The sequence below is a fragment of the Janthinobacterium sp. SUN033 genome (genome assembly GCF_030397595.1).
Taxonomy (GTDB): domain Bacteria; phylum Pseudomonadota; class Gammaproteobacteria; order Burkholderiales; family Burkholderiaceae_D; genus Janthinobacterium; species Janthinobacterium kumbetense.
Genome location: NZ_JAPQNV010000005.1, coordinates 415,333 through 433,050 on the forward strand (window position 1 = coordinate 415,333; position 17,718 = coordinate 433,050).

15 protein-coding genes are annotated in these 17,718 nt (G+C 63.0%); 9 read left to right on the plus strand and 6 right to left on the minus strand.

Annotated elements, in window-relative coordinates; genetic code table 11:
• Positions 1-4: 4 nt before the first annotated feature.
• The 8 genes from cmk (at position 5) to OX460_RS22530 (ending at position 7,918) form a co-directional block, all read left to right on the plus strand.
• Positions 5-673: a (d)CMP kinase gene (gene cmk, locus OX460_RS22495; RefSeq protein WP_099665145.1), complete on the plus strand. Its 669-nt coding sequence runs from the start codon at positions 5-7 to the stop codon at positions 671-673.
• A 141-nt stretch (positions 674-814) separates the two neighbouring features.
• Positions 815-2,527 (plus strand): 30S ribosomal protein S1, encoded by a 1,713-nt coding sequence (gene rpsA / locus OX460_RS22500; RefSeq protein WP_071650172.1) that lies wholly within the window; start codon positions 815-817, stop codon positions 2,525-2,527.
• Between the two features lie 17 nt (positions 2,528-2,544).
• A complete protein-coding gene (locus tag OX460_RS22505; RefSeq protein WP_008446215.1) occupies positions 2,545-2,850 on the plus strand; it encodes an integration host factor subunit beta in 306 nt (101 codons plus the stop codon).
• 248 nt (positions 2,851-3,098) lie between these two features.
• The gene (locus OX460_RS22510) at positions 3,099-3,401 is read left to right on the plus strand and encodes a LapA family protein (protein WP_077400759.1); all 303 of its coding nucleotides are present in this window, start codon (positions 3,099-3,101) and stop codon (positions 3,399-3,401) included.
• Positions 3,402-3,447: 46 nt separating this feature from the next.
• A complete protein-coding gene (lapB, locus tag OX460_RS22515; RefSeq protein ID WP_077400762.1) occupies positions 3,448-4,623 on the plus strand; it encodes a lipopolysaccharide assembly protein LapB in 1,176 nt (391 codons plus the stop codon).
• A 102-nt stretch (positions 4,624-4,725) separates the two neighbouring features.
• Positions 4,726-6,093: a UDP-glucose/GDP-mannose dehydrogenase family protein gene (locus tag OX460_RS22520; RefSeq protein ID WP_099665144.1), complete on the plus strand. Its 1,368-nt coding sequence runs from the start codon at positions 4,726-4,728 to the stop codon at positions 6,091-6,093.
• A complete protein-coding gene (gene rfaE1 / locus OX460_RS22525) occupies positions 6,090-7,043 on the plus strand; it encodes a D-glycero-beta-D-manno-heptose-7-phosphate kinase (RefSeq protein WP_251349952.1) in 954 nt (317 codons plus the stop codon). Before OX460_RS22520 ends, rfaE1 begins: the two co-directional genes overlap by 4 nt.
• A gap of 164 nt (positions 7,044-7,207) precedes the next feature.
• Positions 7,208-7,918, plus strand: coding sequence for a helix-hairpin-helix domain-containing protein (locus tag OX460_RS22530; RefSeq protein ID WP_289899985.1), 711 nt, complete (start codon positions 7,208-7,210; stop codon positions 7,916-7,918).
• Positions 7,919-8,032: 114 nt separating this feature from the next.
• Here the strand turns inward: OX460_RS22530 and OX460_RS22535 are convergent, their stop codons facing one another.
• Both OX460_RS22535 and OX460_RS22540 read right to left on the minus strand, forming a co-directional pair.
• Positions 8,033-9,598, minus strand: a complete 1,566-nt coding sequence (locus OX460_RS22535) for a phospholipase D family protein (protein ID WP_289899986.1) — start codon at positions 9,596-9,598, stop codon at positions 8,033-8,035.
• A 125-nt stretch (positions 9,599-9,723) separates the two neighbouring features.
• Complete coding sequence (locus OX460_RS22540) at positions 9,724-11,493, minus strand: FAD-dependent oxidoreductase (RefSeq protein WP_289899987.1); 1,770 nt, start codon at positions 11,491-11,493, stop codon at positions 9,724-9,726.
• A gap of 252 nt (positions 11,494-11,745) precedes the next feature.
• On the opposite strand from OX460_RS22540, the gene cysM reads away from it, so the two are divergent.
• On the plus strand, positions 11,746-12,648 hold the full coding sequence (gene cysM / locus OX460_RS22545) for a cysteine synthase CysM (protein ID WP_035825682.1): 903 nt from the start codon (positions 11,746-11,748) through the stop codon (positions 12,646-12,648).
• A 100-nt stretch (positions 12,649-12,748) separates the two neighbouring features.
• On the opposite strand, the gene OX460_RS22550 is transcribed toward cysM, so the two are convergent.
• From OX460_RS22550 to OX460_RS22565, 4 genes are all read right to left on the minus strand, one after another.
• A complete protein-coding gene (locus tag OX460_RS22550) occupies positions 12,749-13,081 on the minus strand; it encodes a hypothetical protein (RefSeq protein WP_034751784.1) in 333 nt (110 codons plus the stop codon).
• 438 nt (positions 13,082-13,519) lie between these two features.
• Positions 13,520-14,680 (minus strand): lytic murein transglycosylase B, encoded by a 1,161-nt coding sequence (mltB, locus tag OX460_RS22555; RefSeq protein WP_289899988.1) that lies wholly within the window; start codon positions 14,678-14,680, stop codon positions 13,520-13,522.
• An 8-nt stretch (positions 14,681-14,688) separates the two neighbouring features.
• Positions 14,689-16,710: a DUF3488 and transglutaminase-like domain-containing protein gene (locus OX460_RS22560; protein ID WP_289899989.1), complete on the minus strand. Its 2,022-nt coding sequence runs from the start codon at positions 16,708-16,710 to the stop codon at positions 14,689-14,691.
• Positions 16,707-17,717 (minus strand): DUF58 domain-containing protein, encoded by a 1,011-nt coding sequence (locus OX460_RS22565; RefSeq protein WP_289899990.1) that lies wholly within the window; start codon positions 17,715-17,717, stop codon positions 16,707-16,709. Before OX460_RS22565 ends, OX460_RS22560 begins: the two co-directional genes overlap by 4 nt.
• Position 17,718: the final 1 nt, after the last annotated feature.

Consider the following 17,718-nt stretch of genomic DNA (forward strand, 5'->3'; position numbering starts at 1 on the left):
CACTATGCCGACCTCCAACATCCCAGTCATCGCCATCGACGGCCCTACCGCTTCCGGCAAGGGCACGGTGGCGCACCGCGTGGCAGACAAGCTGGGCTTTCATTACCTGGACTCGGGCGCGCTGTACCGCCTGACGGCCTTGAGCGCGCTGCGCCGCGGCACGGACTTGCGGGACGAGCACGCGCTGGCCAAGCTGGCCGAGCACTTGCCCTGCCATTTTGCGGGCGGCGAGATCCTGCTGGCGCATGAAAATGTCACCGAGCAGATCCGTGCCGAAGAAGTGGGGAATACGGCGTCGAAAATTGCTGTTTTGCCAACTGTTCGCCATGCCTTGGTCGGTTTGCAGCTGGGCTTTCGCAAGACGCCGGGCCTGGTGGCCGACGGACGCGACATGGGCACGGTGATCTTCCCGCACGCCCCGTTGAAGGTGTTCCTGACCGCCAGCGTCGAGGCGCGCGCGCAACGGCGCTACAAGCAATTGATAGACAAGGGTTTTTCTGCTAATATGGAAGACCTTCTGATGGATTTGCAGGCGCGGGACGAACGTGATACTCACCGTGCGATTGCGCCGCTGGTCCCCGCGGAAGGGGCGCATGTCCTCGATACCTCGGCCATGACGGCAGATGATGCCGTCGAAACCGTGTTGAAATGGTATGCCGCAGTTGCAAAATAAGCAGCAAAATAGCGTGTATTGATGTGTAGTGCATGCTATGTGGTGCCCGTTGACGGCTCCTGGCCTGTCCGGGTGTGTCAAAAACCTAACCCAGTTTAAGTCGCATCGTGCGATCTCTGCTGGATAACCTGTGTGAACCCTATGTCTACTGTTACAACTAACGAATCTACCGGTATGGAAAGTTTTGCTGCGCTCTTCGAGGAATCGTTGTCGCGTCAAGATATGCGCTCCGGCGAAGTTATTTCCGCTGAAGTCGTGCGCCTCGACCACAATTTCGTGATCGTGAACGCTGGCCTCAAATCCGAAGCATTCATCCCTGTCGAAGAATTCAAGAACGACCACGGCGAACTGGAAGTCAAAGTTGGTGACTTCGTTTCCGTGGCGATCGAATCGCTGGAAAACGGTTTCGGCGATACCATCCTGTCGCGCGACAAAGCCAAGCGTCTGGCTTCGTGGCTGGCTCTGGAAAAAGCGATGGAATCGGGCGAAATCGTCGTCGGTACCGTCAATGGTAAAGTCAAAGGCGGTCTGACCGTGTTGACCAACGGCATCCGTGCATTCCTGCCGGGTTCGCTGGTTGATACCCGTCCTGTCAAAGACACCACCCCATTCGAAGGCAAAACCCTCGAATTCAAAGTGATCAAGCTGGATCGCAAGCGTAACAACGTGGTTCTGTCCCGCCGCGCCGTCATCGAAGCTTCGATGGGCGAAGAGCGTCAGAAACTGATGGAAACGCTGAAAGAAGGCACGGTCGTGACCGGCGTCGTCAAAAATATCACCGACTACGGCGCGTTCGTGGATCTGGGCGGTATCGATGGCCTGCTGCACATCACCGACCTGGCATGGCGCCGTGTACGTCACCCGTCGGAAGTTCTGACGGTTGGCCAGGAAATCACCGCCAAAGTCCTGAAATACGATCAAGAGAAAAACCGTGTTTCGCTGGGCGTGAAACAACTGGGCGACGATCCTTGGACCGGTCTGTCCCGTCGTTACCCACAAAGCACCCGTCTGTTCGGTAAAGTAACGAACCTGACCGACTACGGCGCGTTCGTTGAAGTGGAACAGGGTATCGAAGGTCTGGTACACGTTTCCGAAATGGACTGGACGAACAAAAACGTTGCTCCTAACAAAGTTGTCCAATTGGGCGACGAAGTAGAAGTGATGGTTCTGGAAATCGACGAAGAGCGTCGTCGTATTTCGCTGGGCATGAAACAGTGCAAAGCCAACCCATGGGACGACTTCGGTGTTACCCATAAGAAAGGTGACAAAGTCCGCGGCGCGATCAAATCGATCACCGACTTCGGCGTGTTCATCGGCCTGGCCGGCAACATCGACGGTCTGGTGCACCTGTCCGACCTGTCCTGGACCGAAACCGGCGAAGAAGCCGTGCGTCGCTTCAAGAAAGGTGACGAACTGGAAGCCATCGTTCTGGCCATCGACGTTGAGCGCGAGCGCGTTTCCCTGGGCGTCAAGCAACTGGAAGGTGACCCATTCAACAACTTCGCAGCCATGAACGACAAAGGCTCGCTGGTAACCGGTACCGTTAAATCGGTTGAGCCTAAAGGCGCCGTGATCCAACTGTCCGAAGAAGTTGAAGGCTACCTGCGCGCTTCCGAAATCTCGCGCGACCGCGTTGAAGATGCTGGTACGCACCTGAAAGTCGGCGACACCGTCGAAGCAATGGTGTTGAACATCGACCGCAAAGCCCGTGGTATCCAACTGTCGATCAAAGCGAAAGACAACGTTGAAACCCAGGAAGCCATGCAGAAGATGGCAGCTACCGACAACAACGCAGCTTCGGGCACCACCAGCCTGGGCGCCTTGTTGAAAGCTAAGTTCGATAACAAGAACTAAGACTGCGGATACGGCAGATGACAAAGTCCGAGCTGATCAACCGCCTCGCTGAGCGTTATTCTCAGCTGGTGGCGAAAGATGCGGAGTATGCCGTCAAGACCATTCTCGATGCGATGACCAACGCCCTGGCGACCGGTCAGCGTATCGAGATCCGCGGTTTTGGCAGTTTTGCCCTGAACAGCAGGCCCCCGCGCATCGGCCGCAACCCGAAATCCGGCGACAAGGTGATGGTTCCCGAAAAACGGGTACCCCACTTCAAGCCGGGCAAACAGTTGCGCGAGCGGGTGGACGCGATGGTCGGACAACCGATCATCGAGGATTAATCGTCTGCTGGAAGGCGACACAAAGAGCGGCGTCCTTGGATGCCGCTTTTTTTTGTTAATATGCTGAGAATGCCTGACATAAGCTACTGCGCGTCGCGCTTTGCGGCCTGCGATGCTCACCGTACTTCAGTACGGTTGCGCTTCTCGGACCAAAGGGGGCGCCGAGCCTCGCTGACGCTCGCTACGCTTCTGTCAGGCATTCCAAGGTTGTGCCATACGGGCATTTTTTGTACTTTCTGGGCGTATCGATGAAAATCATCTCCACCATCGTTGGCTGTGTTCTCTTCGTCCTGTTCTTCAGTTTCGCGCTGAAGAATGCGCAGGTTGTCGACCTGCATGTTTTCCTCAATTATGAAATTCGCGGCCCCCTGGTCCTGATGCTGCTGGGCTTTTTTGTCGCCGGCGCCAGCCTGGGCGTACTGGCCCTGACGCCGACCGTGTTCCGTCACCGCCGCGAAGCGAGCAAGCAAAAAACCACCATTGCCGCGCTGCAGACCGTTGGCGTGGCCAGCAATGTCCAGCCGCAACCGGACAGCGTGAGCGCGCAGTAAGTGGCGCCATCGCTCCTATCTCTCTTACTCGAATAAAAACAATCGCATGGATTTTGAACTCTGGTGGCTCTTGGGTATCCCCGTGTTTTTCGCGCTGGGCTGGATTGCCGCGCGTGTTGACATTCATCAACTGGTGTCCGAATCGCGCAGCCTGCCGCGCAATTACTTCAAGGGCTTGAATTTCCTGCTCAATGAGCAGCATGACAAGGCCATCGATGCCTTCATCGAAGTCGTCAAGCTGGACCCGGAATCGGCCGATATGCACTTTGCCCTGGGTAACCTGTTCCGCCGCCGCGGCGAGACGGAGCGCGCCATCCGCGTGCACCAGAATTTGCTGGCGCGCCCGGACTTGCCGCTGGAGCAGCAGGGCCATGCCGCCTATGAGCTGGGCATGGATTACCTGAAGGCGGGTCTGCTGGACCGCGCCGAAGAAACCTTCAACAGCCTGGTCGACACGCAATATGCGGCCCAGGCGCGCCGCGCGCTGCTGGAAATCTACCAGCGCGAAAAGGAATGGCCACGCGCCATCGAAGCGGCCGTGGGCTTGCAGGAATCGGGCGCCGGCGCGCGCCAGAAGGAAATCGCCCAGTTCTATTGCGAACTGGCGCATGACGCGCTGGTGCACATGAAGCCGGACGAAGCCATGCCGCTGCTGGAAAAAGCCTTGCAGACGGACCGCAAGAGCGTGCGCGCCACCATCCTGACGGGCGACGTGCTGCTGGCGCGCGGCGACGTGGAAGGCGCGCTGACCACCTGGCGCCGCGTGGAGCAGCAAAGCGTGCCGCATGTGGCCCTGGTGGCGCAGCGCCTGATGGACGGTTATACCAAGCTGGGCCGTCCACAGGAAGGCGTCAACCTGCTGCGCTCCTACCTGGAAGAGGCGTCGTCGATCGACTTGATCGAAGTCGTCTTCAAGGCCGTCATCGAGCTCGACGGCGTGGAAGCGGCGAAACAGCTGGTCAGCGCCGAGCTGCGCCGCACGCCGACCCTGCTGGGCCTGGATAAACTGCTGGAAGCGCGCATGATGGATGCGCCGGCCGCCATCTGGTCGGAGCTGTCGATGGTGAAAAACCTCGTGCACGGCTATACGCAGAAGCTGGCCCGCTACCAGTGCAGCCACTGCGGCTTCAAGGCGCGCCAGTTCTATTGGCATTGCCCGGGCTGCAACAAGTGGGAAACCTATCCGCCACGACGCACGGAAGAACTCAACGTCATGAATTAGTCGTGCCCAGCACAGGGCTCATGGCTGCGTTGCAGCGCCTTGCCCTGAACCCTGTGCTGTGCACTTGCAGGTCAGAACCCATATTACAAATACGGCACAACCATGAAAATCACCATTATCGGCACGGGCTATGTGGGCCTCGTGACGGGCGCCTGCCTGGCGGAGCTGGGCAATGACGTCTTTTGCCTCGACCTCGATGTACAGAAGGTCGCCTTGCTCAACAGCGGCGGCATCCCCATCCATGAACCGGGCCTGGAAGAAGTCGTGGCGCGCAACCGCGCCGCCGGGCGCATGACCTTTTCCACCGACGTCGAGGCTGCCGCCGCACATGGCGTGATGCAATTCATCGCCGTCGGCACGCCGCCCGATGAAGACGGTTCGGCCGACCTGCAATACGTGCTGGCCGCCGCGCGCGGCATCGGCAAGTACATGACGGACTTCAAGGTCATCGTCGACAAGTCCACCGTGCCCGTCGGCACGGCCGAAAAAGTGCGCGCCGCCATCCAGGGCGAACTCGATGCGCGCGGCGTGGCCGCCACGTTCTCCGTCGCGTCGAATCCGGAATTCCTCAAGGAAGGCGCGGCTGTCGAAGACTTCATGCGCCCTGACCGCATCGTCATCGGCGTCGACGCCACGCCGGACGGCGAACGCGCGCGCGAATTGCTGAAAAGCCTGTACGCGCCGTTCAACCGCAACCACGAGCGCACCTACTGGATGGACGTGCGCTCGGCCGAATTCACGAAATATGCGGCCAACGCCATGCTGGCCACGCGCATCTCGTTCATGAATGAGCTGGCGAACCTGGCCGACAAGGTGGGCGTCGATATCGAAGCCGTGCGCCACGGCATCGGTTCCGACCCGCGTATCGGCCACAGCTTCCTGTATGCCGGTTGCGGCTACGGCGGTTCCTGCTTCCCGAAAGACGTGCAGGCGCTCGAGCGCACGGCGCGCGGCCACGGCCAGGAATTGCTGATCCTGCGCGCCGTCGAAGCCGTCAACGACCAGCAAAAGCAGGTGCTGGGCCGCAAAGTGGTCGCTCGCTTCGGCGAAGACTTGACGGGCCGGCATTTTGCCGTGTGGGGCCTGGCCTTCAAGCCGAATACGGACGACATGCGCGAAGCGTCGGCCCGCGTGCTGCTGGCCGACTTGCTGGGGCGCGGCGCCACGGTGGCCGTGTATGACCCCGTCGCCATGGCCGAGGCGCGCCGCGTGCTGCAACTGGACTTGACGCCTGAGCAATTGGCCAAGGTGCGCTTTGCCGACAGCCCGAAGGATGCGCTGCAGGATGCCGATGCGCTGGTCATCGTGACCGAATGGAAAGCCTTCCGCAGCCCCGACTTCGAGCAGGTCAAGGCGCGCCTGAAGCAGGCCGTCGTCTTTGACGGGCGCAACCTGTTCGAGCCGGCCGTCATGGCCGAGAATGGCATCGAATACCACGGGATCGGCCGCTCGATCCTGACGCGCGCATGAGCGCCCACGAGGTGGTCGCCTTGACGGCGCCGGCCGCGTTGGCCCAGGTACGCCTGCTGGTGGTGGGCGATGTGATGCTGGACCGCTACTGGTTCGGCGACGTCAGCCGTATTTCGCCGGAAGCGCCCGTGCCCATCGTGCGCATCGAAAAGCGCGAGGAACGCCTGGGCGGCGCGGCCAACGTGGCGCGCAACGCGGCCGCGCTGGGCGCGAAGACGAGCTTGCTCGGCGTGGTGGGCGATGACGAGGCCGGCAGCCAGGTCGAGCGCCTGCTCGAAGGCGGCGGCATCCACAGCTATCTGCAGCGCGACGCGGCCATTTCCACCATCATCAAGCTGCGCGTGATCGGCCGCCAGCAGCAGATGCTGCGCATCGACTTCGAGGATGCGCCCAGCGATACGGTGCTGCGCGACAAGCTGGCGCAGTTCAACGCGCTGCTGCCCCATTATGACGTGGTGATCCTGTCCGACTACGCCAAGGGCAGCCTGGTGAACGTGGCCGAGATGATCAAGGCGGCCCGGGCCGCCGGCAAGATCGTCATGGTCGACCCGAAAGGCGATGATTTCAGCCGCTATTCAGGTGCGTCAGTGCTCACTCCGAACAAGTCCGAACTGCGCCGCGTGATCGGCAGCTGGAATACGGAGGAGCAACTCACGGAGCGCGCGCAGCAGATGCGCGCGCAACTGGGTCTGGACGCCTTGCTGCTGACCCGTTCCGAAGAAGGCATGAGCTTGTACACGGCCGATGAGGTGCTGCACATGCCGACCGATGCGCGCGAAGTGTTCGACGTCTCGGGCGCCGGCGACACGGTGATCGCCACCATGGCAGCCATGCTGGGGGCCGGCATGGCCCTGGGCGATGCCGTGCGCACGGCCAACCGCGCCGGCGGCATCGTCGTCGGCAAGCTGGGCACTGCCACCGTCACTCGCGACGAGCTGTTTTCGCAGTAATATGTTGTATCGCCTGCGCCGGACCGTTTGATCTGGCGCAGGTTTTCCCGCAGTTCCGCAGTCCCATCTTGTCAACCGTATCACGCTACAGCCGTTAAGCCGTTAAGGCGCTGTTCCTCCCTTGCGTTCGAGTCATCTTGAAACCACATCACGGAGAGATACCCATGTTCAAAAAAATACTGCTGGCCGTCGCCACCCTGATCGCGACGATGGGCTTTGCCTTTGCCCAGGTCGATGTCAACAAGGCGGACCAGGCGGCACTCGACAGCGTCAAGGGCATCGGCCCCGTTACGTCGAAAGCCATCGTCGATGAACGCGCCAAGGGCGGCGCCTTCAAGGATTGGGCCGATTTTGAAAGCCGCGTAAAAGGTATCGGCCCGAAAAGCTCCGTGAAACTGTCGGAAGCGGGCTTGCAAGTGAATGGCCAGGCCAAGTCCGGCGCGCCAGCGGCACCCGCTTCGGCGGCGAAAGCTGCCCCGGCAAAAAAGGATGCTGCAGTGAAGGAAGTTGCAGCGAAAGAAGCCGCACCGAAGCCAGCTGCTGCGACCGACACCGCTGCGGCACCAGCCAAGTCGGCCGCTGAAGCGAAGAAGGAAGCTGCTGCAGCCAAGAAAGAAGCCAAGGCCGCCGCCGCTGCCGCCAAGAAGGAAGCCGCCGCCGCCAAGGCAGTGCCTGCTGCCGCGCCGGCTCCCGCTGCTGCCGCGGCCGATGCCGCCCCTGTGAAAACGGCTGCCGAGACGAAGAAGGAAGCCGCTGCCGCGAAGAAAGCAGCAACGGCGGCCAAGAAAGAAGCCAAGGCTGCGGAAGCGGCTGCGAAGAAGGAAGCCAAACTGGCTGCTGCCGACGCGAAGAAGGCAGAAGCCGAGAAAAAGTAAGCGTGTTGCTGTAAAGCGTGTTGCGTGGTGGTGCCGCGCAGCACGAGAAGAAAACCCCGCGTGGTACCGGCCGCGCGGGGTTTTTTTTATGCGCCAGCCAGTTTACAGCTGCGATTACAGCTGCGATTCGATCGGCAGCCAGCGCATCACGGACACCAGCGTGCGGCGCCAGAAGCCAGCTTCGGGATCGTGCGTCCACACCTTGGCGGGCTCTTCGGTAGCGTCGGACCAGCGCAGGGCGCCGTTGTCGAGGAACACGCGGTAGCTGGTGTCGCTGGCCGTCGAATGCTGGAACAGCGCGCGCATGTCGGCCGCCAGCGCGGCATCGTCGAACAGCACGCCCATTTCCGTATTCAGCTGGGCCGAGCGGGGATCGAGGTTGAAGGAGCCGACGAAACCCCGCTGGCTATCCACCACGACGGCCTTGGTATGCAGGCTGGCGCGGCTCGACCCCATCAGGCTGATGCGCTTGCGGTGCAGGGTCTTCAATTCATACAGCTCGATGCCGCCGCCCAGCAGCGCCTGGCGGTAGCGCGCATAGCCCGCATGCACGAGGGCCACGTCGGTGGCGGCCAGCGAGTTGGTCAGCACCTGGACCTGGACGCCAGCGGCAACCTTTTTACCCAGGGTCTGCGTCAGTTCCGCGCCGGGCACGAAGTATGGCGAGGTCAGCAGCGCTTCCTGGCGCGCGTCCGTCAGCAGGGGCAGCAAGCTGTGCATGAGCCAGTGCTCGCTGCGCTGCAAACTGGCCACGGGCGCGGCTTTTTCCGGCGGGTCCGACAATACTTGCACGTGCGTGCTCCAGTGCAGGCGCAGCCGGCCATCGAGGTGGGCTTGCAGCTGGCCCGCATCGGTCAGCTGGCGCAGGTAGGGCGAGGCGCCCAGTTCTCCGGTCAGCGCGTCGAGGCGGGCGCGCACGGCCTGTAGCTCCGATGCGCCCGCGTCCTTGCCAGCGTGCAAGGCGCTGATGGGAATGACAGCGCGGCTGTTCCAGAAGCGGTCGAAGATGTCGCTCGTCTGCTGCACGGCGGGGCCCACCAGCAGCAAGTCGGCATCCTGGAAATTGACTTGTTCTGCGGCATCGAAGTATTCATCGCCGATATTGCGCCCGCCGACGAGGGCGACCCTGCCGTCGACGATCCAGGCCTTGTTGTGCATGCGCCGGTTCAGGCTGACGGCGCGCAAGGCCATTTCCATGGCGCGCAACCAGATGCCATCGCGGTTGCGACCCGGATTGAAGATGCGCACGTCGATCAGCGGGTGGCTGTCGAGCGCCAGGATGGCGGCGTCCTGGCCCCGCGCGTTGATATCGTCGAGCAACACGCGCACGCGCACGCCACGGTCGGCCGCGCGCAGCAGTTCGCGCACGAGCAGGCGTCCCGTGACGTCGTTATGCCAGATGTAGTATTGCAGGTCGATGCTGCGGCCCGCTTCGCGCGCGCTCAGGGCGCGCAGGGCGAACGCTTCCAGGTTGTCGTCGATCAGCGCCGTGCCGCTGTGGCCCGGGCGTTGCGCCAGTTGCGGCGCCAGCACGCGGTCGAGCAGGGTGGCGTCCGCCGCCACGGGCAAGGCCATTCCTGGCGCACCCAGCGACCGCTCGGCGAAACGCCCGTAGCTGTACAGCGCGGCGATGCTGAGCACGGTAAACAAGGTGGCCAGCAGCAATAGTTTGACGAGCATGCGGCGCACCGTCAGCGGACCGCGGGCATGCTGCGGCGCGAGGAAAGCTTGGCGGTGTGGGACATGCGGACTCTTTCAGCTGGATGGCAACAGCCGATTGTAGCAGTTTCTACAATGCACGATTTTCAGGCGGAGCCCGCCGGCAGCCGCGCCAGGAAGCCGTGAATCTGCGACACCACGGCCGCCCCTTCGCCGACGGCGGCGGCCACGCGCTTGGTGGAACCGGCCCGCACGTCGCCGATGGCGAACACGCCCGGCACGCTCGTTTCCAGGGCGGCCCGCTCCGGCAAGTCCGGCGGCGGATAGGCTAAATGCGCCGCATGGCCGTGCGCGCGGCATTCGGCGCGCGTGACGTCGAAGCCCGTGCGGATAAAGCCCTGTTCATCGACGGCCACGGCGCAGTCGTGCAGCCAGTCCGTGTTCGGATCGGCGCCGACGAAGAGAAACACGCGGCGCACGGCGCAAGCGGCTTCCTCGCCCGTGCGGTTGTTGCGCCAGCGCACCTCCGTCAATCCATCGTTGTCGCCTTCGAGGGCGATGATTTCCGTGTGCGTGTGCAAGGTGATGTTGGGTGTGGCGGCGATGCGCTCGATCAAATAGCTCGACATGCTGGCCGCCAGCCCTTCGCCGCGGATCACCATGTGGACCTTGGCGGCGTGGCCGGAGAGAAACACGGCCGCCTGGCCGGCCGAATTGCCGCCGCCGACCAGGATGATCTCCTCTTGCCGGCACAGCTTGGCTTCGATGGGCGAGGCCCAGTAATACACGCCCCGTCCTTCATACGTTTTCAGGTTGGCCAGCGAGGGGCGGCGATAGCGCGCGCCGCACGACAGCACTACCGTGCGGGCCCGCACCTGCGTGCCGTCGCACAGGTTGACGCGCAGGGGCCAGGTGTCGCACAGCAAGTTGGCCGCGCTGGCCGGCGTGGCGATTTCGACGCCGAATTTTTGCGCCTGCACATAGGCGCGCCCCGCCAAGGCGCGGCCAGAGATGCCGGTGGGAAAACCCAGGTAATTTTCGATGCGCGCGCTGGCGCCTGCCTGGCCACCGTACGCGCGCTGCTCCAGCGCCAGCACGGTGAGACCTTCGGACGCCGCATACACGGCCGTGGCCAGGCCGGCAGGGCCGGCGCCCACCACCAGCACGTCGAAGATCTTGTCGCCGGACAAATCGGGCAGCATGCCCAGACAGCGCCCCAGTTCCGCATTGCCGGGATTCTTCATGATCTTGCCGTCCGGACAGACCACCAGCGGCCACTCCTGCGACGTGGGCTGGTAGCGCCCGGCCAGCGCGGCGGCGGCCGCATCCGTGGCCGGATCGAGCACCGTGTGCGGATGGCCATTGCTAGACAGAAAACTTTGCAGGTGGAACAGATTGCCGTTGCCGCGCGGCCCCACCAGCACGGGGCCGCCCGAATTCGATTCGATCAGCGCCACGCGGCGCAGGATCAGGGCGCGCACGATGCGTTCACCCATCTCCGCCTCGGCCACGATCAGCGCGCGCAAGGATTCCGAGCTGATGTCGAGCAATTCCACGGCGCCCACGGCGCTGCCGTTGACGAGGGTGGGGCGGCCGGACAATTGCGCCACTTCGGCAATGAAGTGGCCGACGCCCACTTCGCGCAGCTGCGACGCCTGCCCCAGCACTTCGTGACGCTTGATGCTGACCCGCCCGGACAATATCACCAGCATGCCGAAGCTGCTGCTGCCCGCCTCGAACAGCGTATCGCCATCGGCAAAACGCCGCCGCGTGCCATAGCGCTGCAAGCGCTGCAGTTCTGGTGCAGTGAAGACGGGCGAGATCTGGTGGCTGCGGCCCTGCAAGTCGAGCGTGGCAAACTGGACGGGATCGTCCTGCGTCGTTTCGGGAATGAATTCGGGTGTGTTGCTGGCCATGGCGAGTCCGTTCGGAGGCTGAATAAGCAAATAACAAAAATAACTAACAGTGGCGAGTCTAGCGCATGCGGCGCGCGCCTGCCGCAATCGCCCTTGTACACGCCCGGAAACGGCAGCGCGGCAGGCGCCGTGCGGCATGCGGCGGCGCAGCCGGACGCGCGCGCAGGCCCGGATGCAGGCGCCGATGAGCGATACGCCGCCCAGCATCTCATATTAGAATGGGTCTTTGTTGAATCTACTCAAACAGACACGATGGCTTACAAGACACTTGAAGATACGATAGGCAATACCCCGCTGGTGCAGCTGACGCGCTTGCCGGGTGCCGATGCGCTTGCGCGCAACAACGTCATCCTTGGCAAGCTGGAGGGCAATAATCCGGCCGGCTCTGTGAAGGATCGCGCCGCCATGTCCATGCTCAAGCGCGCTGAAGAGCGCGGCGTCATCAAGCCGGGCGATACCCTGATTGAGGCGACCAGCGGCAATACGGGCATCGCGCTGGCCATGGCCGCCGCCTTGCGCGGCTACAAGATGCTGCTCCTGATGCCGGATAACCTGAGCGTGGAGCGCCGCCAGAGCATGGCTGCCTATGGCGCCGACATTCTGTTGACGCCGAAGACGGGCGGCATGGAATATGCGCGCGACCTGGCCGAGCAGATGCAGAAGGATGGCCGTGGCGTGATCCTCGACCAGTTCGCCAACGAAGACAATTCGCGCGCCCACTATGAAAGCACTGGGCCGGAAATCTGGCGCGATACCAATGGCCAGGTCACGCATTTCGTCAGCGCCATGGGCACGACGGGCACCATCATGGGCGTGTCGCGCTATTTGAAAGAGCAGAATCCCGCCATCCAGATCATCGGCGCCCAGCCCGAGGAAGGTTCGCAGATTCCCGGCATCCGCAAGTGGCCGGAAGCATACTTGCCGAAAATCTATGACAAGTCGCGCGTGGACCAGGTGGAATACGTGAGCCAGGGCGTGGCCGAACGCATGGCGCGCAGCCTGGCGGCGGAAGAGGGCTTGTTCTGCGGCATCTCGGCCGCCGGCGCGTGCGAAATCGCGCTGCGCATCTCGCAAACGGTGGAAAACGCGACGATCGTGTTCGTCGTCTGCGACCGTGGCGACCGCTATCTGTCGACCGGCGTGTTTCCTGCTTGATAGTTGATACGGGAAAATAATATCGGCCAGAACGGCCTGAGAACTGCTGGAAATACCCCCTCCCCATGGCGGGGAGGGAAAACCTGCGCAACTGGCAGGATCAGCCTTGTGGCGTTTCGCCTTCTTTTGGCTTGAATTGCTTGTCGCTGATGCGGAATTTGTTGCGGCGGTCACCCATCAGGTAACGCAGGTCGCGGATGCTCAGGTCGCTGACTTCGTGCATGCGGATCAGCAGCGATGCGCCGACCGGCAGGCGGTGGTGGCGGATTTTGCTGATGACTGGTGGCGCTACTTCCAGCGCGCGGGACAGGGCTGCGTCGTTTTTCAGGCGCAGGTTTTCGATCAGGGTATCGAGCAATCTGTTTGGGTTGTATTGAAGCAGATCGTCGGAGTCCGAATCGCTGTTCATATCAATGCCGACTTGGTTTGTCATGATGTTATTGTTCCTTCTGTAGTTGCACTGCAAAGTAAAAAACACTCGGAGCTCGCTCTTGCTGCGTTCATGTTCATTCTTTACTAAAAGGAACGAATTCACACACGGTACGATCCGGGATACAGTTTTTCGTAATATATACACAATTGTACAACAGGATTCAATTTCAGGCCGGAAAGCCCAGTAATCTTGCTTTGTACAAAATAGGTGTTGTCTTGTTGCAACACCTATTTATTCTTTATTATGCTCTATGATAGAACAAAAATTGTACTTTGACAAAAGTTAAGTATAAAACCATTTCCGTATTCCGTGCCGCACAAAGGCTGGCGAGCAAGGCTGGCACATGTTATCGGCCCTACCATAGACTTGTTTTCTGGTCGCTTCAACATCCCTTACGCTTTCTTACAAGTAATATTATAACTTTACACCGACTTTCAGTTAGCGTGCGCGCACTTGACTGATGGCCTTGCCCAAGTCGATCACTGACATGGCATAAAAATAACTTCTGTTGTACTGAGTTATAGCAAAGAAGTTATTGGTTGCCAAGTGATACTCAGTTGCTTCTGAACCATTTTGCAGATCGATCAGGCCGAACAACATGTTCTGCGGCGTGGACGGGGCGGCGCTCACGCCGGCCTCCTGCAATTCCGCCAGCCGGTACTTGGCTTGCAATCCCTGGCCGATGAACTTTTCCCAGGCGCGGCTGGCCGAAACGGTGACGGGATAGGTGCTGATGACGGGATCGTCGCGCCGCCAGCCGTGCTCGACGAGGAAATGCGCGACGCTGCCGATGGCATCGGCCGTGGAATTGCGCAGGTCGATGTGACTATCGCCATCGAAGTCCACCGCATATTTCATGATGCTGCTAGGCATGAACTGGGGCAAGCCGATGGCGCCCGCATACGAGCCGAGCAGGGTCAAGGGATCGATGCCATCCTTGCGCGCATACAGCAGCGCGTTTTCCAGTTCCCCCTTGAAAAACTCCATGCGCGCGGCGCGGGTCGGGCTTTCCGGATAGGAAAACGCCAGGGTGGTCAGCGCGTCGAGCACGCGGAAGCGGCCCGTGTTGCGTCCGTACACAGTTTCCACGCCGATGATGCCGACGATGATTTCGGCCGGCACGCCATATTCGCGTTCGGCGCGCGCCAGCGCTTCCGCGTTTTCTTCCCAGAATTTCACACCCGCATTGATGCGCACCGGCTCGATGAAGCGGGCGCTGTACGCTTGCCAGTTCTTCGGCTTGCCCGGCGGGGCCGGCTTCATCAGTTGCACGGTCGATTCGACATAGCGCACCTTGCCGATCAGGGTATCGAGTTCGGCGCGGTTAAAGCCATGCTTGGCGGACATGTCGTCGAGGAAGGCGCGTACTTCTTTCCAGTTGGCATAGTCGACAAATTCGCCCTCGAAGTCGAATTTCGCCGGTGCTTTCTTCGCCGCCGGCTTGCCGGCGACCTTCTTGACGGGCTGGGCCTTGGCCGCGCGCACGGCACGGGCGCGGTCGGCGTCGGAAATATTGCTGTTTTCGCCTGCGTGCGCGGTGGACAGGCACAGGGGAAGGGAGAGGAGCAGGGACAGGGCGGAGGTTTTGATCGGTAACAAGGAGCGTCTCATCGGCATTGGGTTAACAGGCGGCGCAAGCTGCGCCGCGCGCGGAGTTGTTCGTCTGGGTTGGCATTACCATACTTCATCGCGGCATAGATTGCCAGAAACTGTGCGATGGCGGCGTGCGCTTCGGGCGTGGCCTTGCCTGCGGCCAACCGGGCAGCATAACCGTGCGGGCCTTCATGCGGCGCACGGCTGTAGCCGCGCCGCGTCTGCCGGTGGCAAAACTGCGCGTACAGGGCGTCGAGCGGATCGCCTTGCCGCGCCTGCCGCCACCAGACCAGTGCGCCGGCCAGGGCGAACAGCAGGGCCAGCACGGCGCAAGCGGCTGCCAGCTTCTTTGCCGGCAGGTTTTTCAAGCCATCGAGCATGGCGCGCCGGCGTTGCGGCGTGGTGTCGAGCACCCAGCTGCTCCAGGCTTGCTCGGCTTGCTGCCATTGCTGGCGCCACGCGGCAAGCGCTGCGTGCGCGCCGCCGTCGAGGCCGGCCAGGGCGCGCCATGCCGTCAGCGGCGACGGGGCCGGCGGCAGGGCGGCATCGAGGTTGCGCTCCGTGCGCAGGGGCGCGACGGCGCTGGTGGGATCGACGCGCACCCAGCCCCGGCCCGCCAGCCACACTTCGCTCCACGCATGGGCGTCGGACTGGCGCACGCTCAGGCTGTTGTCTGCCTCGCCATGCAGGCCGCCCTGGTAACCGGTGACGACGCGCGCGGGAATGCCCATGGCGCGCATCAGCACGACAAAGCTGCCCGCGTAATGTTCGCAAAAGCCCGCTTGCGTGGCAAACAGGAAGTCGTCGACGCCATGCTTGCCCAGCAGCGGCGGCTGCAGGGTGTAGCGGAAGGGTGCGCGGCGGAAGTGTTCGAGCACGGCGGCGATGGCGTCGGTGGGCGCCAGCGCCTGCGCGCCATGGCCGCGCAATGCGCGGGCCCAGGCCACGCTGCGCGGATTGCTGCCGGCAGGCAAGGCCAGCCAGGGCTGCTGCTGGGCAAAAGTCAGGCTGGCCTGCAAGCGGTAGCGGGGCTGGGAACTGACGCGGTAACGGACGGTCGAAGTAATGGGCTGTATGGTCAGCACTTCCAGCGCGGACGACACGACGTACTGATTGCCGGGCAAGCGTTCGATGCTGCGCGGCACGTCGAGCGCGAAGATGAGCCGCTGGCCGCTCGCTTGCAACGTCACTTCGTACTGGCTGGGCTGGCCTTCCAGGGCGATGTCTATCCGGCTGTCGCTGGCAGGCGTGCGCTGGCCAGCGCCCCTGCGTGTCCAGGTGGCGCCGTCGAAGTCGCCCAGCACCACGCCGCGCCAATACAGCTGGTCTTGCGGCGGGAGCGGTATGCTGAAACGGGCTGTGAAGACGGGTTCGCTTGACAGGGCCAGCGAGGCGATGGTGCCCGGCTGCATGCTGTCGGACAAGCCCGTGCGCGCCTGCATGCCTTCTGGTGCCGCGCCCCACAGGGGGCCGTCGACGCGTGGCACGGCAAGAAACATCACGGCCGACAGGGGAAGGGCCAGCGCCAGCATGCGTCCCAGTAAGCCCAGCCTGTGCGCCAGGCGCGGTTGCACGGCGCCATACTGGGATGACAGCAGGCCGGCCAGCAGGACGATGACGGTGGCCAGCATCCAGGCGGCGCTGACGATGCCTTGCGCATGAAAGAAGTTCGCCAACAGGAGGAAAAAACTGAGGAAGACGAACATGAAGATGTCGCGCCGGCCATGCATTTCCAGCGATTTCAAGGCCAGCAGCAAGGCCAGCATGGCCACGCCCGCATCGCGTCCCAGCACGGTGCCGTAGCTGACATAGACGGCGGCGATGCCGAGCAAGGCCAGCGGCGCGAGCACGGCCACCTGCGGCTGGCGCCGGCCCCGCACGGTGATGACGGCGCGCCACAGCAGCGGCGCGGCAGCGGCGGCCGACAGCCATGGGGGCAGGTGCAGCGCGTGCGGCGCCAGCACCATGGCGGCGGCCAGCAACAGCAGCAGGATGTCGGCCTTGTCTCGCGGCAAGTTGGCTAGCCATTGCCTCATGCCATGGCCTCGTCCTGTGGCAAATCGTGCGGCAAATCGTGCAGGGCCAGCGCGCGCAGGCAGGCGTCGCGCTGGCTGGCGCCCAGGGCCGGCGCCACGGTCAGCGTGCCCAGGCGCAAGCCGTATGGCAGGCCCGTGCGTTCCGCCTGCAGCACCCAGGCGGCCAGGCGCGACAATCGCGCTTCCGGCGCCAGCGCGTGCAGGGCGGCGTGCTCGAACACGATGCTGTCAGGGGCGACTCCCGTTGGCGCGTCGGCGGCTGGCTGGAATTGCTTGCTGAATAAATGCTCGCCGTCATGGCGTGCGATCTGGCGCCAGGCCAGGCGCCGCAGCGGGTCGCCCGCTTGGTAGGCGCGCACGCCCGCCAGTTCCACTGCCAGTTCCAGGGCGCCATCGGACGTGCGTGGCCGTGTTTGCTGCCGTGTCTGCTGTACCGTGCCAGCCGGCAAGGGCAGCGGCGGCGCGTTGTGCTCGGGTTGCGGATACACGAGCACGCGCGCCTCGGGTTGCCAATGGCACCAGGCGATAAACAGGCCCAGCGGGAAACTGCCGGACAGGCGCACCGGCGGGGCAATCACCCATCCGCGTTGCCGCGCCGCCACGACGATGCTGACGGCCGTTTCCCCGTGGGCGGCGATATCGACCGGGCCGGGTGCCGCCGCCGAATCGCGCATGGCCAGGTGGATCGCATGGCGCGGGCGCGTGCTGCCGTTGATCAGGCGCAAGGTGAACGTGACCTGGCTGCCCGCGAACACGGGATTGCCCGGCGTGGCGGCCAACGCCAGGCCCGCCAGGTTACGGCTGGCAAACAGCATGTCGGCGATGGCGCAGGCGGCCGCGAAACAGGTCAGCGCGTAGCCCAGGCCCAGGCGGTAGTTGACGGCGGCGATCCACAGCGCCAGCAGCAGCACGGCAAAGGCCAGGCCCGCGCGCGAGGGGCGGATGTGCACGCGCTGCGCGCCCAGCCAGGGGCGCGCCGGCAGCCAGCGGATGGTGCGCAGGCGCACG

Coding starts and splice junctions, on each gene's coding strand:
- OX460_RS22535 (WP_289899986.1), bottom strand. CDS start 9,598: ATGCTCGTCAAACTATTGCTGCTGGCCACCTTGTTTACCGTGCTCAGC.
- OX460_RS22505 (WP_008446215.1), top strand. CDS start 2,545: ATGACAAAGTCCGAGCTGATCAACCGCCTCGCTGAGCGTTATTCTCAG.
- OX460_RS22550 (WP_034751784.1), bottom strand. CDS start 13,081: ATGACAAACCAAGTCGGCATTGATATGAACAGCGATTCGGACTCCGAC.
- OX460_RS22510 (WP_077400759.1), top strand. CDS start 3,099: ATGAAAATCATCTCCACCATCGTTGGCTGTGTTCTCTTCGTCCTGTTC.
- OX460_RS22520 (WP_099665144.1), top strand. CDS start 4,726: ATGAAAATCACCATTATCGGCACGGGCTATGTGGGCCTCGTGACGGGC.
- OX460_RS22560 (WP_289899989.1), bottom strand. CDS start 16,710: ATGAGGCAATGGCTAGCCAACTTGCCGCGAGACAAGGCCGACATCCTG.
- rfaE1 (WP_251349952.1), top strand. CDS start 6,090: ATGAGCGCCCACGAGGTGGTCGCCTTGACGGCGCCGGCCGCGTTGGCC.
- OX460_RS22530 (WP_289899985.1), top strand. CDS start 7,208: ATGTTCAAAAAAATACTGCTGGCCGTCGCCACCCTGATCGCGACGATG.
- rpsA (WP_071650172.1), top strand. CDS start 815: ATGTCTACTGTTACAACTAACGAATCTACCGGTATGGAAAGTTTTGCT.
- cmk (WP_099665145.1), top strand. CDS start 5: ATGCCGACCTCCAACATCCCAGTCATCGCCATCGACGGCCCTACCGCT.
- OX460_RS22540 (WP_289899987.1), bottom strand. CDS start 11,493: ATGGCCAGCAACACACCCGAATTCATTCCCGAAACGACGCAGGACGAT.
- lapB (WP_077400762.1), top strand. CDS start 3,448: ATGGATTTTGAACTCTGGTGGCTCTTGGGTATCCCCGTGTTTTTCGCG.
- cysM (WP_035825682.1), top strand. CDS start 11,746: ATGGCTTACAAGACACTTGAAGATACGATAGGCAATACCCCGCTGGTG.